Annotated in this window: 13 protein-coding genes and 1 pseudogene; 5 read left to right on the top strand and 9 right to left on the bottom strand. The window is 70.0% G+C overall.

Features of this window, described 5'->3' with window-relative positions; genetic code table 11:
- Positions 1-20 precede the first annotated feature (20 nt).
- The 3 genes from RMT89_RS33955 to thyX all read right to left on the bottom strand — a co-directional run bounded on the left by RMT89_RS33955 (position 21) and on the right by thyX (position 3,709).
- Entirely contained in the window at positions 21-1,706 is a 1,686-nt protein-coding gene (locus RMT89_RS33955) for a ribonuclease J (protein WP_315887588.1), read from the bottom strand.
- A gap of 152 nt (positions 1,707-1,858) precedes the next feature.
- Positions 1,859-2,758: a 4-hydroxy-tetrahydrodipicolinate synthase gene (gene dapA, locus RMT89_RS33950; protein WP_315887587.1), complete on the bottom strand. Its 900-nt coding sequence runs from the start codon at positions 2,756-2,758 to the stop codon at positions 1,859-1,861.
- Between the two features lie 210 nt (positions 2,759-2,968).
- Positions 2,969-3,709 (bottom strand): FAD-dependent thymidylate synthase, encoded by a 741-nt coding sequence (thyX, locus tag RMT89_RS33945; RefSeq protein WP_315887586.1) that lies wholly within the window; start codon positions 3,707-3,709, stop codon positions 2,969-2,971.
- A gap of 201 nt (positions 3,710-3,910) precedes the next feature.
- On the opposite strand from thyX, the gene RMT89_RS33940 reads away from it, so the two are divergent.
- A complete protein-coding gene (locus RMT89_RS33940) occupies positions 3,911-4,174 on the top strand; it encodes a hypothetical protein (RefSeq protein ID WP_315887585.1) in 264 nt (87 codons plus the stop codon).
- 103 nt (positions 4,175-4,277) lie between these two features.
- Positions 4,278-4,832: a PH domain-containing protein gene (locus tag RMT89_RS33935; protein ID WP_315887584.1), complete on the top strand. Its 555-nt coding sequence runs from the start codon at positions 4,278-4,280 to the stop codon at positions 4,830-4,832.
- A gap of 70 nt (positions 4,833-4,902) precedes the next feature.
- Here the strand turns inward: RMT89_RS33935 and RMT89_RS33930 are convergent, their stop codons facing one another.
- From RMT89_RS33930 to rpsO, 5 genes are all read right to left on the bottom strand, one after another.
- Positions 4,903-5,346 (bottom strand): hypothetical protein, encoded by a 444-nt coding sequence (locus RMT89_RS33930; protein ID WP_315887583.1) that lies wholly within the window; start codon positions 5,344-5,346, stop codon positions 4,903-4,905.
- A 7-nt stretch (positions 5,347-5,353) separates the two neighbouring features.
- On the bottom strand, positions 5,354-6,106 hold the full coding sequence (gene dapB / locus RMT89_RS33925; RefSeq protein WP_315887582.1) for a 4-hydroxy-tetrahydrodipicolinate reductase: 753 nt from the start codon (positions 6,104-6,106) through the stop codon (positions 5,354-5,356).
- Between the two features lie 24 nt (positions 6,107-6,130).
- Positions 6,131-7,510 carry a pitrilysin family protein gene (locus tag RMT89_RS33920; RefSeq protein ID WP_315887581.1) on the bottom strand — a complete coding sequence of 460 codons (1,380 nt, stop codon included), beginning with the start codon at positions 7,508-7,510 and terminating at the stop codon, positions 6,131-6,133.
- A complete protein-coding gene (locus RMT89_RS33915; RefSeq protein WP_315887580.1) occupies positions 7,507-9,753 on the bottom strand; it encodes a polyribonucleotide nucleotidyltransferase in 2,247 nt (748 codons plus the stop codon). Before RMT89_RS33915 ends, RMT89_RS33920 begins: the two co-directional genes overlap by 4 nt.
- Positions 9,754-10,043: 290 nt before the next feature.
- Positions 10,044-10,331, bottom strand: coding sequence for a 30S ribosomal protein S15 (rpsO, locus tag RMT89_RS33910; RefSeq protein ID WP_015657483.1), 288 nt, complete (start codon positions 10,329-10,331; stop codon positions 10,044-10,046).
- A gap of 307 nt (positions 10,332-10,638) precedes the next feature.
- On the opposite strand from rpsO, the gene RMT89_RS33905 reads away from it, so the two are divergent.
- From RMT89_RS33905 to RMT89_RS33900, 3 genes and pseudogenes are all read left to right on the top strand, one after another.
- Positions 10,639-10,932 (top strand): DUF397 domain-containing protein, encoded by a 294-nt coding sequence (locus RMT89_RS33905; RefSeq protein WP_315887579.1) that lies wholly within the window; start codon positions 10,639-10,641, stop codon positions 10,930-10,932.
- A gap of 397 nt (positions 10,933-11,329) precedes the next feature.
- Positions 11,330-11,431: pseudogene (locus RMT89_RS46115) on the top strand (SCO5717 family growth-regulating ATPase); the annotation flags it as partial.
- A 657-nt stretch (positions 11,432-12,088) separates the two neighbouring features.
- Positions 12,089-15,169, top strand: a complete 3,081-nt coding sequence (locus tag RMT89_RS33900) for an AAA family ATPase (RefSeq protein WP_399498518.1) — start codon at positions 12,089-12,091, stop codon at positions 15,167-15,169.
- 69 nt (positions 15,170-15,238) lie between these two features.
- On the opposite strand, the gene RMT89_RS33895 is transcribed toward RMT89_RS33900, so the two are convergent.
- Positions 15,239-16,195, bottom strand: coding sequence for a bifunctional riboflavin kinase/FAD synthetase (locus tag RMT89_RS33895; RefSeq protein WP_315887577.1), 957 nt, complete (start codon positions 16,193-16,195; stop codon positions 15,239-15,241).
- Between the last annotated feature and the right edge of the window lie 77 nt (positions 16,196-16,272).

Below are 16,272 nucleotides of genomic sequence, written 5' to 3'. Positions count from 1 at the left end.
GTGCGAGGGCCGACGGTCCGTCAGACCTCCACCACCACCGGGAGGATCATCGGCCTGCGGCGATAGGTGTCGGAGACCCACTTGCCCAGGGTCCGCCGGATGAGCTGCTGGAGCTGGTGGGGCTCGACCACACCGTCCTGGGCCGACCGCTCCAGTACCTCTGTGATCTTCGGGATGACGTCTCCGAAGGCGGAGTCCTCGATGCCGGAGCCACGCGCCTGGATGTGCGGGCCGCCGGTGATCTTGCCGGTGGACGAGTCCACGACCACGAAGACCGAGATGATGCCCTCGTCGCCGAGGATCTTCCGGTCCTTCAGGGCCGGCTCGCCGACGTCACCGACGGAGAGGCCGTCGACGTAGACGTAACCCGCCTGGACCTTGCCGGAGATCTTCGCCTTGCCCTCGATGAGGTCGACCGCGACGCCGTCCTCGGCGATGACGATGCGGTCGTGCGGGACGCCGGTGAGGGCGCCCAGCTCGGCGTTGGCGCGCAGGTGGCGCCATTCGCCGTGGACCGGCATCAGGTTCTTCGGGCGGCAGATGTTGTAGAAGTACAGGAGCTCGCCCGCGGACGCGTGGCCCGAGACGTGCACCTTGGCATTGCCCTTGTGGACGACATTCGCGCCCCAGCGGGTCAGGCCGTTGATCACGCGGTAGACCGCGTTCTCGTTGCCGGGGATGAGCGACGACGCCAGGATCACCGTGTCGCCGTCGACGATGCGGATCTGGTGGTCCCGGTTGGCCATCCTCGACAGGGCTGCCATCGGTTCGCCCTGCGAGCCCGTACAGACCAGCACGATCTCGCTGTCCGGGAGGTCGTCCAGCGTCTTCACGTCGACCACCAGGCCCGGCGGGACCTTGAGGTAGCCGAGGTCCCTCGCGATACCCATGTTGCGGACCATCGAGCGGCCGACGAAGGCGACCCGGCGGCCGTACTCGTGGGCCGCGTCGAGGATCTGCTGGATGCGGTGGACATGGCTGGCGAAGCTCGCCACGATGATCCGCTTGCGGGCGCCGGCGAAGACCTGGCGCAGGACGTTGGAGATGTCCCGCTCGGGCGGAACGAACCCCGGGACTTCAGCGTTCGTCGAGTCTGCGAGCAGGAGGTCGATGCCTTCCTCGCTCAGGCGTGCGAACGCGTGCAGATCCGTCAGGCGGTTGTCCAGCGGGAGCTGGTCCATCTTGAAGTCGCCCGTGTGGACCACCATGCCCGCGGGGGTGCGGATGGCGACGGCCAGGGCGTCGGGGATGGAGTGGTTGACGGCGATGAACTCGCAGTCGAAGGGACCGATGCGCTCGCGGTTCCCCTCCGCCACCTCCAGGGTGTAGGGGCGGATGCGGTGCTCCTGGAGCTTGGCCTCGATGAGCGCCAGGGTCAGCTTGGAGCCGATCAGCGGGATGTCCGGCTTCTCGCGGAGCAGGAAGGGGACACCGCCGATGTGGTCCTCGTGACCGTGGGTGAGGACGATGCCCTCGATGTCGTCGAGGCGGTCCCGGATGGACGAGAAGTCCGGCAGGATCAGGTCGATTCCGGGCTGCTCCTCCTCGGGGAAGAGCACTCCGCAGTCGACGATCAACAGGCGGCCGCCGTACTCGAAGACCGTCATGTTTCGGCCGATTTCGCCGAGGCCGCCGAGCGGGGTGACCCGCAGGCCGCCTTCGGGGAGCGGCGGGGGCGAGCTGAGTTCAGGATGCGGATGACTCAAAAGACTCTCCTCAACCACGCGCGCCACGTACCGGTAGGGCACGTGGCGCGCGTGACGTTCGTGCAGAAGCAGTTGTCGTTGTGGCGCAGGCACCGGTGGCCTGCTTATTCAGTTGTGAAGTCGGTGCGCGGCCGGCCGCGCGAAGTCTGGTGCTAGAGCTGTACCCCGCCCGCGGCAAGATCGATCTTGAGCTGTTCGACCTCTTCGGGCGAGCACTCGACCATCGGGGCGCGCAGCGGTCCCGCGGGCAGGCCCTGGAGGGTGAGCGCGGCCTTGGTGGTCATGACGCCCTGGGTGCGGAACATGCCCGTGTAGACGGGGAGCAGCTTCTGGTGGATCTCGGTCGCCTTCTGGACGTCACCGCTGGTGTACGCGTCGACGAGGGCGCGCAGCTCGGGGGTGACGACATGGCCGACGACGGAGACGAAGCCGACTGCGCCGACCGAGAGCAGCGGCAGGTTCAGCATGTCGTCGCCGGAGTACCAGGCGAGGCCGGAGCGGGCGATGGCCCAGCTCGCGCGGCCGAGGTCACCCTTGGCGTCCTTGTTGGCGACGATCCGGGGGTGCTCAGCGAGCCGGACGAGTGTCTCGGTGCTGATCGGGACGCCGCTGCGGCCGGGAATGTCGTAGAGCATGACTGGCAGCTCGGTGGCGTCGGCAATGGTCTTGAAGTGCCGGTACAGGCCCTCCTGTGGGGGCTTGTTGTAGTACGGCGTCACGATCAGCAGGCCGTGGGCGCCGGTCTTCTCGGCCTCGCGGGCGAGCTCGATGCTGTGGTGGGTGTCGTTGGTGCCGACTCCGGCCACCACGTGGGCGCGGTCGCCTACCGCCTCCAGTACGGCTCGTACGAGATCCGATTTCTCCGCGTCGCTGGTGGTGGGGGACTCGCCCGTGGTGCCGTTGATGATCAGGCCGTCGTTGCCTGCGTCCACCAGGTGCGTGGCGAGCCGCTGCGCGCCGTCGAGGTCGAGTGCGCCGTCCGCCGTGAAGGGCGTGACCATAGCGGTGAGGACCCGCCCGAAGGGGGTCTGCGGAGTGGAGGTCGGAGCCATGGGTTACACGCTACTCGCTGCTCAAGGCGTGGTCTGCCCTAGGGGTGCGGGAAAAGTCAGGACAAAGATGGAGCCCGGCACTGCCTGCTCGGGGGTTCAAGCAGTGCCGGGTCCGTTTGATCAGGCTAGATGAACTTCTCTAAATGCCGCAATACGGACACTTCGTGAGGCCGATGCGCACATCTGTGCCCGGCCGGGAACTCAGGTGCGCTACGGCGCCACACGTCCGTTCGCATTGAAGGCGGCGTGGGTGAGCGGCATGAGCTTGGCCCACTCCGCCTCCATCTTCTCGCCGACCATCTCGATCTCCCGCTGCGGGAAGGACGGGACCTTCGCCAGCTCGTGCTGGGTGCGCAGGCCGAGGAAGTGCATCAGCGAGCGGGCGTTGCAGGTGGCGTACATCGAGGAGAAGAGACCGACGGGCAGGACCGCGCGGGCGACCTCGCGGGCGACGCCTGCGGCGAGCATCTCCTGGTAGGCGTCGTAGGCCTGGCGGTACGAGTCCTCCATGACCCGGCCCGTCAGTTCTTGCTGGGCCTGGGTGCCCTCCACGAAGACGTACTTGCCCGGGCGGCCCTCCTGGACGAGCTTGCGGGACTCGTCGGGGACGTAGAAGACCGGCTGGAGCTCCCTGTAGCGGCCGGACTCCTCGTTGTACGACCAGCCCACGCGGTGCCGCATGAACTCGCGGAAGACGAAGATCGGGGCGCTGATGAAGAAGGTCATCGAGTTGTGCTCGAAGGGGCTGCCGTGCCGGTCCCGCATCAGGTAGTTGATGAGGCCCTTGGAGCGCTCGGGGTCCTTCTTCAACTCGTCCAGGGACTGCTCGCCGGCGGTGGAGACACGGGCGGCCCACAGCACGTCGGAGTCAGCCGCGCTGTGCTTGACCAGCTCGACGGTGACATCGCTGCGGAAGCTGGGCTTGAGGTCGTCGGCGGGGGTGTCGGTCACGACTCGGAGGGTCCTTCCATCACTTCACTCGGGCGGCGCCCACTCTACGGCCCGGCACTGACAAGGGGGCGTTCGGTACCGGTCCGCAACAACTTCGGCGAACTTCCGCCAATTCGGCGTAACCGGGCACCATTTGCGGCACCCGCTCGTCTGTGTTGGTGACAGTGATTCGTTCGAGTCCAGAGAGGAGCAGGATCTCCGATGTTCCTCCCCCAGCCACCGCCGGGAGGTGCCCCCAGTGAGCCCGTACCCTTCGCCTTCCTTGCCGAAGCGGACCGGTTCCGCAGCAATGTCGCTCCCCCGCCCCGAGAGCGGGCGACCGCCGGGCAGATAGCCGGGCGCTGGCTCCTGGGGCTCACCATCGTGTCCGCGCTGGTGGGTTCCCTCGTCCTCGGGATGCCGGCGCTCTCCGCCGATCAGGCCACGCAGCAGACCCAGCAGTCACAGGCGTCCGACGGCCGCTGAGGCCGGGACTGACCCCATCCGGACCCCCAAGGGTGGTGAGCCGGGACACGGGTCGATAGCCTCACCGGGCACAGCCCCAGCATGGATTGAGTGAGGACCAGCCGTGCCCCTGCCCTTCCTGACGGCCGACCGAGCCTTCGAGGCAGCCGACGACGTCGCGCTGCCCTTCGAGGACCGTGACCGCTGGCGGCGCCCCTACCGTCCCGGACCGTGGCGGGTGGGCGTGGCCGCGCTTCTGCTGCTGCTCGCCTCCTACGTCCTCTTCGCGGCGGTGATCATCGCGCTGGCCGGCACACCTGGCGAGGCCGGCGTGGTCTTCGGCATCGCGCTGGCCGTGATCGCCGTCGCGCTGCGTCTGCTGCGCATGGGAGCGTGGGTGAGCGCCCAAGGCCTGCGCCACGTCAGCTTCTTCGCCACGCGCACGACGCCCTGGGAACGGGTTGTCGCGGTGCGCACGGTGCAGCAGCCGGTGCGCTGGCTCGGCCTGCCGCGCACCCTTCAGGGGCAGGCCCTGGTTCTCGTACGCGCCGATCGGTCAGCGGACGATCTGCCGCCGCTGCTGACCACGCACAACGCCGACTTCCTGGCGCGGCCGGACGCGTTCGACCGGGCCGCCGACACGATTGAGGCATGGGGCGCGGAGAACGGGCGCGGCTGAGACACCTGTGCGAAGGGGCCCGGTCCGCCCACGGCCCACGGACCGGGCCCCTTCGCATGACCGGAAAAGCTCAGCGCGCCGTCTCCCGCAGGGAGATCGCCCGCTGCATCGCCTTCCTGGCGCGCGGGGTGTCGCGGGCGTCGTGGTAGGCGACGGCGAGGCGGAACCAGCTGCGCCAGTCGTCCGGCGCGTCCTCCGTCTCGGCCTTGCGGCGGGCGAAGATCTCGTCGGCCGAGTCACGGTCGATGCGCCCGCTGGGGGTGCGCTTCAACTCGTCGACGGGCAGGCCGCCTTCGGCGTCGAGTTCGGCGGCGAGTTGGTTGGCCTTGCGGACGAACTCGGTGTTCTTCCACAGGAACCACACACCGATCACCGGCAGGATCAGCACCGAGACACCGAAGGTGACGGTGAGCAGGGTGCCGGCCTTGATGAGCATCACGCCCCGGCTGCCGACCAGGGCGAAGTAGACGACCAGGACGGCGGCCGTTATGGCGTAGGAGATCTTCGCGCGCATCGGTCGGTCAGCCCAGGTCCAGGAAGTGTTCCAGGCCGAAGGTGAGGCCGGGGGTGGCCACCACACGGCGGGCGCCGAGCAGGATGCCCGGCATGAAGCTGCTGTGGTGCAGGGAGTCATGGCGGATGGTGAGGGTCTCGCCCTCGCCGCCCAGCAGGACCTCCTGGTGGGCCAGCATGCCGCGCAGCCGGATCGCGTGGACCGGGATCCCGTCCACGCTGGCGCCCCGCGCGCCGTCCAGGGCGGTGGCCGTGGCGTCCGGCGCGGGGGCCGAGCCGGCCTTGGCACGGGCCTCGGCGATGAGCTGGGCGGTGCGGGTGGCGGTGCCGCTGGGCGCGTCCACCTTCTTCGGGTGGTGCAACTCGACGACCTCCACCGACTCGAAGTAGGGCGCGGCGATCTGCGCGAACTTCATGGTGAGCACGGCCCCGATGGAGAAGTTGGGCGCGATGAGCACGCCCGTCTCCGGGGACTTCGCCAGCCAGCCCGTCAGCTGCGCGAGGCGCTCGTCGGTCCAGCCCGTCGTACCGACGACCGCGTGGATGCCGTGGCTCACGCAGTAGTCGAGGTTGTCCATCACCGAGTCCGGTGTGGTCAGTTCGACGGCGACCTGGGCGCCGGTCTCGGCCAGGGTCTCCAGCTTGTCGCCCCGGCTCAGGGCGGCGACCAGCTCCATGTCCTCGGCGGCCTCGACGGCCCGTACCGCCTCGGAACCGATCCGGCCCTTGGCACCGAGGACCGCCACTCGCAGCTTGCTCATCTTCTTGTTTCCTTCGGGAGAGGCTTACGCGACCGCTTCGTGCAGACGGGACGCCTGTTTGTCCTTCAGCGGGCCGATGACCGACAGCGAGGGCCGCCGTCCCAGGACGTCCCGGGCCACCGAGCGGACGTCGTCCGGGGTGACCGAGGCTATCCGGGCCAGCATGTCGTCGACGGACATCTGCTCGCCCCAGCACAGCTCGCTCTTGCCGATACGGTTCATCAGCGCGCCGGTGTCCTCAAGGCCCAGCACCGTGGAGCCCTGGAGCTGGCCGATGGCGCGGCCGATCTCGTCGTCGGACAGGCCGTGCTCGGCGACATGGTCGAGCTCGTCGCGGCAGATCTTCAGGACGTCGTGCACCTGCGAGGGACGGCAGCCGGCGTAGACCCCGAAGAGGCCGCAGTCGGCGAAGCCGGAGGTGTACGAGTACACGCTGTACGCCAGGCCGCGCTTCTCGCGGACCTCCTGGAACAGCCGGGACGACATTCCGCCGCCGAGGGCCGTGTTGAGCACGCCCAGGGCCCAGCGGCGCTCGTCCGTGCGGGCCAGGCCCGGCATGCCGAGGACGACATGCGCCTGCTCGGTCTTGCGGCCGATCAGCTCGACGCGGCCCGCGGTGCGCAGGGCGCGCTTGCCGCCGCGCGGGGCGATCGGCGTGACGTCGAGGTTCTTCAGGGCGCCGGACTTCTCGAAGGCGGCTCGGACCTGTCGTACGACCTTGTTGTGGTCGATGTTGCCCGCGGCCGCCACGACCAGGTGGGTCGGGTCGTAGTGCTTCTTGTAGAAGCGGCGGATGCGGTCGGCGGTGAGGGCGTTGACCGTGTCGACCGTGCCGAGGACCGGGCGGCCGAGGGGGTTGTCGCCGAACATCGTGTGCGCGAACAGGTCGTGCACACAGTCGCCCGGGTCGTCCTCGGTCATCGCGATCTCTTCGAGGATCGCGCCGCGCTCGACGTTGACGTCCTCTTCGAGGATCAGCGAGCCCGTGAGCATGTCGCAGACGACGTCGATGGCGAGCGGCAGGTCGCTGTCGAGCACGCGTGCGTAGTAGCACGTGTACTCCTTCGCCGTGAACGCGTTCATCTCGCCGCCGACCGCGTCGATGGCGGAGGAGATGTCCAGGGCGGAGCGACGCTGCGTGCCCTTGAAGAGCAGGTGCTCCAGGTAGTGGGTGGCGCCGTTCAGCGCCGGGGTCTCGTCGCGGGAGCCGACATGGGCCCAGATGCCGAAGGTCGCGGAGCGGACGGAGGGCAGGGTCTCGGTGACGATGCGCAGGCCGCCCGGGAGGGTGGTCTTGCGGACGGTGCCGATGCCGTTGGTGCCCTTGATCAGGGTTTGGGCACGGGCGACGGCCCGCGCCTCCGAAGAGGTGCGGGCCGTCGCCTTGGAGCTACTCGACGTCACTTGTCGGCGTCGTCCTTCTTGTCAGCTTCAGCGTCGCCCGCGGCGGAGCCGCTGGACTCAGTTTCGCCCTCGATCACCGGGATGAGGGAGAGCTTGCCGCGGGAGTCGATCTCGGCGATCTCGACCTGGACCTTGGCGCCCACGCCGAGCACGTCCTCGACGTTCTCCACGCGCTTGCCGCCGGCGAGCTTGCGGATCTGCGAGATGTGCAGCAGACCGTCCTTGCCCGGGAGCAGCGAGACGAACGCACCGAAGGTGGTCGTCTTCACGACCGTGCCCAGGTAGCGCTCGCCGACCTCCGGCATGGTCGGGTTGGCGATCGAGTTGATCGTGGTGCGGGCGGCCTCGGCGGCCGGGCCGTCGGAGGCACCGATGTAGATGGTGCCGTCGTCCTCGATCGTGATCTCGGCGCCGGTGTCCTCCTGGATCTGGTTGATCATCTTGCCCTTGGGGCCGATGACCTCACCGATCTTGTCCACGGGGATCTTCACGGTGATGATCCGCGGGGCGTTCGGGGACATCTCGTCCGGCGTGTCGATCGCTTCCATCATCACGTCGAGGATGTGGAGGCGGGCGTCACGGGCCTGCTTGAGGGCCGCGGCCAGGACGGAGGCCGGGATGCCGTCCAGCTTGGTGTCGAGCTGGAGGGCGGTCACGAACTCCTTGGTGCCGGCGACCTTGAAGTCCATGTCGCCGAAGGCGTCCTCCGCACCGAGGATGTCGGTGAGGGTGACGTAGTGCGTCTCGCCCTCGATCTCCTGGGAGATCAGGCCCATGGCGATACCGGCGACGGGGGCCTTCAGCGGGACACCGGCGTTCAGCAGCGACATGGTGGAGGCGCAGACCGAGCCCATGGACGTCGAGCCGTTGGAGCTCAGCGCCTCGGAGACCTGGCGGATCGCGTAGGGGAACTCCTCACGCGTCGGCAGGACCGGGACCAGGGCGCGCTCGGCGAGGGCGCCGTGGCCGATCTCGCGGCGCTTCGGGGAGCCGACGCGGCCGGTCTCGCCGGTGGAGTACGGCGGGAAGTTGTAGTTGTGCATGTACCGCTTGCGCGTCACCGGCGACAGCGTGTCCAGCTGCTGCTCCATGCGGAGCATGTTCAGCGTCGTCACGCCCAGGATCTGGGTCTCGCCACGCTCGAACACAGCGGAGCCGTGGACCCGCGGGATGGCCTCGACCTCGGCGGCGAGCGTACGGATGTCCGTCACGCCACGGCCGTCGATGCGCTTCTTCTCCTTGATCACGCGCTCGCGGACCAGCTGCTTGGTGAGCGAGCGGTACGCGGCGGAGATCTCCTTCTCGCGGCCCTCGAACTCCGGCAGGAGCTTCTCGGCGGCGAGCGCCTTGACGCGGTCCAGCTCGGACTCGCGCTCCTGCTTGCCCGCGATGGTCAGCGCGGAGGCGAGCTCCGGCTTGACGGCGGCGGCCAGGGCCTCCAGGACGTCGTCCTGGTAGTCGAGGAAGATCGGGAACTCGCCGGTCGGCTTGGCGGCCTTCGCGGCGAGGTCGGCCTGGGCCTTGCAGAGCACCTTGATGAAGGGCTTCGCGGCTTCCAGACCGGCGGCGACGACCTCCTCGGTCGGGGCCTCGGCACCGCCCTTGACCAGCTGGATGGTCTTCTCGGTGGCCTCGGCCTCGACCATCATGATCGCGACGTCGCCGTCCTCCAGGGCGCGGCCCGCGACCACCATGTCGAAGACGGCGTCCTCAAGCTCGGTGTGCGTCGGGAACGCCACCCACTGACCGCGGATCAGCGCGACGCGGACGCCGCCGATCGGGCCGGAGAAGGGCAGACCGGCCAGCTGCGTGGACGCGGAGGCGGCGTTGATCGCCACGACGTCGTACAGGTGGTCGGGGTTGAGCGCCATGATGGTGGCGACGACCTGGATCTCGTTGCGCAGGCCCTTCTTGAAGGACGGGCGCAGCGGGCGGTCGATCAGTCGGCAGGTGAGGATGGCGTCCTCGGACGGCCGGCCCTCACGGCGGAAGAAGCTGCCGGGGATCTTGCCGGCGGCGTACATCCGCTCCTCGACGTCCACCGTCAGGGGGAAGAAGTCGAGCTGGTCCTTGGGGTTCTTGGAGGCGGTGGTGGCCGACAGCACCATGGTGTCGTCGTCCAGGTACGCCACGGCGGAGCCGGCGGCCTGCTTGGCCAGGCGGCCCGTCTCGAAGCGGATGGTGCGGGTGCCGAAGGTGCCATTGTCGATGACGGCCTCGGCGTAGTGGGTCTCGTTCTCCACTAGCGTTTTCTCCGTTACTTTTCGTCTTTTGTCCCGATCCGCCCGTGTGGCGGGGGGACGTGGGCGGAGAAGCGCTCCGTCTGTTGCGGGCCGGTCTTCGATCGAAGCACCCGGGTTCGCATTGCCCGGGGGCCACTACCGAGGACCGGCGGCGGCGAGGTGCACTTCTCCTCGTGGTATTGCGTTGTGCTACCACACTACAAAGCGGGTGTGACACTCCGCACGTTTCCGTACGTACGGCAAAGGGAGCGATCCCCGATCGCTTCGGGAACCGCTCCCTTCATCACGTCTTACTTGGCGCCCGCCGCACCGCGGCGGATGCCGAGGCGGTCGACCAGCGCACGGAAGCGCTGGATGTCCTTCTTGGCGAGGTACTGCAGCAGACGGCGGCGCTGACCGACCAGGATCAGCAGACCACGGCGGGAGTGGTGGTCGTGCTTGTGGGTCTTGAGGTGCTCGGTCAGGTCCGAGATCCGGCGCGAGAGCATGGCGACCTGGACCTCGGGGGAGCCGGTGTCGCCCTCCTTCTGACCGAACTCGCTGATGATCTGCTTCTTCGTAGCGGCGTCGAGCGGCACGCGTACTCCTCGTAGTCTTCTGCATGGCCACCGAGTGCCCCCGGTCTGTGTCTCGGGGGAGCTTCCGTTACTCGGGAGGCGGGGATCCGCTGGGCGCGGCCTCCAGAGCGAGCGCTCCGGGGGTGCGTACACAAACGGCCGTCACTCAGGGTACCAGGCGGAGGTGGGCGCCCTCGCATCGGTTCCGGAACCGCCCTGATCGCGGGGAAGGGGCCACTAGGGTGAGCGCGCCGATCAAGCGTACGTCTGTCGCGTACGCAGGAACTCGCACGTCGGAAGTTCGGAAGTCTGGAAGGGGTCGCTGGGCATGGCGGAGACGGAAGAGGAGATCAAGGCGCGCAAGGAGCGGGAGCGGGACGAGCTGTACGCCCTCGACATCTCGGGCGTCGAGTGGCAGAGCGCGCCGGGCACGGAGACGCACGAGGAGCGGGTGGAGATCGCATACCTGCCCGGTGGGGCGGTGGCGATGCGGTCGTCTCTGGAACCGGAGACGGTGCTGCGTTATACGGAGGCCGAGTGGCGGGCCTTCGTGCTGGGGGCGCGGGACGGGGAGTTCGACCTGGAACCGGCGCCGCACAACGGCGGTGTTGACGCGGAGTGATCGAGGGGCGGTCGTGGGGCAGGGGCTCGCGACCTCCCCACGGCCGCCAATTCGCTTGTGGGCAGCGGGATTCAGCGGGCCGACTTGACCGCTTGCTTCGCTTTCCTTCCGGATTGTTCACAGGTGTCGCCCGGTTTGTTCACCAATCGGAGGGCTGCGTACGTCACTTCGGGGCAGGCTGTGACGCAGTGGGCAGGTGCTCGGGGGTGGACGGGCCTGCCGAGGTGTTGCCTGTGGTGATTAGGCTGGGACCGGGCGCGACGCCAGAACCCGTGGACCGGGCGTCGGTGACCCAGGGGGAGAGCCGACTGGAACGGACTACCTCGAACGACTTCGGACGACGAGCAATGGTCGCCCCGGCACGGCATGGGGGTGCTCAACCACACCAGGAGGAACTGTGAGCAGCGATCGGGACGGGATCCGCGAGCCCGATGCGGAGTCGGCCAACGAGGTCACGGGCGAGTTCACCATCGACTACGCGCCGCCTGCCTGGTACACGCAGAACGCGAGTGGCTCCGCCGGTTCCGGGCGGGACGAGAGCGGATCCGGGGCTTCGGGTTCTTCCGGTTCCTCGGGAGCTCCGGCGGCGGGTTCGGGTGGTCCTGCTGCGCCGTCCTTCACTCCCTCTCCCACCGCGCTGCCTTCCTCGCTGCCGGGGCTGACGCCGCCGGTTCCACAGGGGTCCCCGGCTCCGGGGGCGCCTTTCACACCGCCCGCTCCGCCTGCCCAGCCCGCGCCCGGGGCACCTTTCACTCCGCCGGCTCCGCCCGCCCCCGGGGCGCCTTTCACACCGCCTCCGCCGGCGGCCGGGGGGCCCGTCGCGGTGCCCAAGTTGCCGGTGGGGAGCGGGTTCGAGCCGCAGGGGACGCCTGCCGAGCCGTCGACGCCTCCGGCACCCTCCGCCGACGCCGCTTCGCCTACGGCCGTGCCCAGCATCCCCGTGGGCGGGTTCCAGGGGAGCGGGGCCGAGCCGCAGGGGACGCCTGCCGAGGCGTCGACTTCATCGGCACCCTCCGCCGACGCCGCTTCGTCTACGGCCGTGCCCAGCATTCCCGTGGGCGGGTTCCAGGGGAGCCGGGCCGAACCTCAGGTGACGCCTGCCGAGGCGCCCGCCGTACCGCCGACTTCCCCGAGTGACGCCGCTTCGCCTGCGGCCGTGCCCAGCATTCCCGTGGGCGGGTTCCAGGGGAGCGGGGCCGAGCCGCAGGGGACGCCTGCCGAGGCGCCCGCCGTACCGCCGACTTCCCCGAGTGACGCCGCTTCGCCTGCGGCCGTGCCCAGCATCCCCGTGGGCGGGTTCCAGTCGCAGTGGAGCGCACCGACTTCTTCGCCTTCCGAGGCTTCGTCCGCGGCCCCGGCCGCCGAGGAGTCCGACTCCGGGAACGGCGATCTGGAGAGCGGCGCCACGATGCGGTTCTCCGCTGTCGCGCTGAAGCGGGAGATCGAGGAGCGCGCGGCCGACGCGGGGGCGCGGCTGCGGGCGGTGGATGAGGACGAGGACGCTGTGTCCGACGCCGACGCCGACGGCTCCGCCGAGGTGGAGGCCGTGGCTGAGGTCGAGGTCGCGGAAGAGCCCGAGGCCGAGCTTGAGGAAGACGCTTCGGACGAGGCGTCGGACGAGCTTGAGCAGGCGGAGACGCCCGAGGACAGGGACTCCGCTGTCGCTACGGCTGAAACGGACTCCTTGGAGGACGAGTCGGCCGAGGCCGAGGCTGAGGTCGCTGAGCCGGTGGATGCGGAGCCCGCGGTCGCGGAGGCGGTGGACGCCGAGACCGCTGACGCCGAGCCCTACGCGGAGCCGGAGCTTTCGGAGACGGAGCCGTCGGACTCCGCGCCGGATGACGTCGTAGCCGATGAGGCCGAGCCGACGGACGAGGACCAGCCCGGCGCTGAGCCGGAGGACGCCGTACCGGCCGACGGGGAACCGGAAGACGCCGTGCCCCACGGCGCCGAGCCGCAGGACGCCGTACTCGGTGCGGCCAGTGCTCCGCATGACGCGGCTCCCGCCTGGACTCCCCCGCCGGCACCGCAGGTCGGGGTGCCGCCGCTGCCGCCGTCGTACCAGCCCGCAGCTCCGGCGTCGGCGCCCCAGTGGCCCGTACAGCCTCAGCAGCCGGAGCCGACGGCTCCCGCCGAGCCGCAGCCCGCGGCCGCGCAGCAGCCCCCGTTCCAGCCGCAGGCCCCGCAGCCCGCGCCCGCCGCCTGGAACCAGCCGCCCGCGACCCCGCCGCAGGCACCGCAGCAGCCGGTCCCCGGCTTCCCACAGCCCGGCGCTCCCGCACCGGCGGCACAGCAGCCGCCTCACACCCCTGCCCCGGCGCCCAACCCCCAGGGCGGTTACGGCTTCCCGCAGCCCGGAGCGCAGCCCGCTCCCGCCCCCAACCCGCAGAGCGGCTACGGCTTCCCGCAACCGGGCGCGCAGCAGTCACCGACCGACGCTCCGAACCCGGCACCCAGCCCCCAGGGCAGTTACGGCTTCCCCCAGCCCGGCACCCCCGCAGCGCCCACGCAGCAGCCGACCGGCACCCCTGCCCCCGCGCCCAACCCCCAGGGCAGCTACGGCTTCCCGCAGCCGGGTGCGCAGCCCGCTCCCGCTCCCAACTCCCACGGCAGTTACGGCTTCCCGCAGCCCGGCGCTCCCGCCACCCCCACGCAGCAGCCGACCGGCACGCCTGCCCCGGCACCCAACCCCCAGGGCGGCTACGGCTTCCCGCAACCGGGCGCCCCCACGCAGCAACCCCCGGCCCAGCAGCCGACCGACGCCCCAACACCCCAGGGCAGCTACGGCTTCCCCCAGCCCGGCACCCCGGCAGCCCCGCACACACAGCCCGCGCCGCCCGCCACCCCCAACTCCCCCGCCCAGCCCGGCGGTTACGGCTTCCCCCAGCCGCCCGGCCAGCCGGGACCCGTACCGGGCCAGGGCGGCCCCGTGCAGCCCGGCATGCCCCAGCAGGGCCAGCCCCAAGCACAGCCCGGCGTACACCCGCAAGGCCAGCCCGGCGTGTCGCAGGCTCAGCCGGCGCAGCCCGTCGACCCCCGTGCCGGTGCCGTCTGGCCGCAGCCCATGCAGCATGATCAGCGGCAGCCGACCAACCCGGGGGCCGCGCCACTCGGTTACACCGCTGCCGTGGAGCTGTCCTCCGACCGGCTGCTCAACAACAAGAAGCAGAAGGCGAAGAGTGGGCGGCCCGCCGCTGGCGGGGGCCGGTTCAAGATCGGTGGGAAGAAGGAGGAGGCCGAGCGGCAGCGGAAGCTCGAACTCATCCGTACGCCCGTGCTGTCCTGCTACCGGATCGCCGTCATCAGTCTCAAGGGCGGTGTCGGCAAGACCACGACCACCACCGCACTCGGGTCCACCCTCGCCACCGAGCGGCAGGACAAGATCCTCGCCATCGACGCCAACCCGGACGCCGGCACCCTCGGCCGCCGGGTGCGCCGGGAGACCGGGGCGACCATCCGTGACCTCGTGCAGGCGATCCCGTACCTCAACTCCTACATGGACATCCGGCGGTTCACGTCCCAGGCGTCGTCCGGGCTCGAAATCATCGCCAACGACGTCGACCCGGCCGTCTCCACGACCTTCAACGACGAGGACTACCGGCGCGCCATCGACGTGCTCGGCAAGCAGTACCCGATCATCCTCACCGACTCCGGTACCGGTCTGCTCTACAGCGCCATGCGCGGTGTGCTGGACCTCGCCGACCAGCTCATCATCATCTCGACGCCGTCCGTGGACGGTGCGAGCAGCGCCAGTACGACGCTGGACTGGCTGTCGGCCCATGGGTACGCCGATCTCGTCTCGCGGTCCCTCACCGTCATCTCGGGGGTGCGGGAGACCGGCAAGATGATCAAGGTCGAGGACATCGTCAGCCACTTCGAGACGCGCTGCCGTGGCGTCATCGTCGTGCCCTTCGACGAGCACCTCGCCGCCGGCGCCGAGGTCGACCTCGACATGATGCGGCCCAAGGTGCGGGAGTCGTACTTCAACCTCGCGGCGATGGTCGCCGAGGACTTCGTACGCCATCAGCAGATGCACGGCCTGTGGACCAGCGACGGCAACCCGCCTCCGGTGGCGGCCCCGCCGATGCCGGGCCAGCCGTTTCCCGCACAGCCCATGCCGGGACAGCCGTACGTCCCCGGTCAGCCCGGTCAGCCCTACGGCCAGCCGTACCCGCAGCAGGGCGCACAGCCGGGCCAGCAGCCCTACCCGTACCCCCAGCAGCCCCCGCAGCAGTAGGCCGTAGCCGCACGCAAAGGGCGGCCGGTGCCCGCAGGCACCGGCCGCCCTTCGGCGTCGTAGCGGCGGCTAGCGCTTCGCCTCCGCCGCGGCCGTCAGATCACGGCTGATCTTGATGTCCTCCGCCATCCGCTCGATCAGCGCGTCGAGGGACTCGAACTTCACCTGCCCCCGTACGAAGGCCAGGAAGTCGACGGCGACATGCAGGCCGTAGAGGTCGAGGCCCACGCGGTCGATGACGTGTGCCTCCACCGTGCGCTCGGTGCCGTCGAAGGTCGGGTTGGTGCCGACGGAGATCGCGGCCGGCATCATCTCGCCCTGCGCGTGCAGCCAGCCGGCGTAGACGCCGTCCGCGGGGATCGCGGTGTGCGGGAGCGTCTCGACGTTCGCCGTCGGCACGCCCAGCTCACGTCCGCGCTGCGCGCCGCGCACGACCACGCCCTCGACCCGGTGCGGGCGGCCGAGGATCTCCGCGGCGCCCTCGACATCGCCCTCGATGACCAGGCGCCGGGTCAGGGTCGAGGAGAACGGCTGACCGCCGCCCGCCTCGCCGGACACGTACAGATCGACGACCTCGACGTCGAAGTCGTACGTCTTGCCCAGCTCGGCCAGATACACGACGTCACCCGCCGCCCGGTGGCCGAAGCGGAAGTTCGGGCCCTCGACGACGGCCTTGGCGCGCAGCTTGTCGATGAGGACCTTGACGATGAAGTCCGCCGGGGAGAGGTTGGAGAACTCCGTGGTGAACGGGAGCACCAGGACCGCGTCCACGCCCAGTTCCGCCATGAGTTCGGCCCGCCGGTGGTGCGGGGCGAGCAGGGGCGGGTGGGTGCCCGGCCGCAGCACCTCTTTGGGGTGCGGGTCGAAGGTGACGACCACGGCGGGCAGGCCCAGTTCGCGGGCGCGATCCACGGTGTGCCGGATGATGAGCTGGTGTCCGCGGTGGACACCGTCGTAGGAACCGATGGTGACGACGCTGCGCCCCCAGTCCTGGGGGATGTCCTCCAAGCCACGCCAGCGCTGCACTGTGACCGCTCCTCGTCGAACCTGTGTCCGTCACTACCTTCTACGCAGGTCTAAGGGTGCCATGCCGCGTGCTTCCG

The sequence above is a fragment of the Streptomyces sp. P17 genome (genome assembly GCF_032436805.1).
Classification (GTDB): Bacteria; Actinomycetota; Actinomycetes; order Streptomycetales; family Streptomycetaceae; genus Streptomyces.
This window is presented reverse-complemented; position numbering and strand designations above follow the sequence as displayed.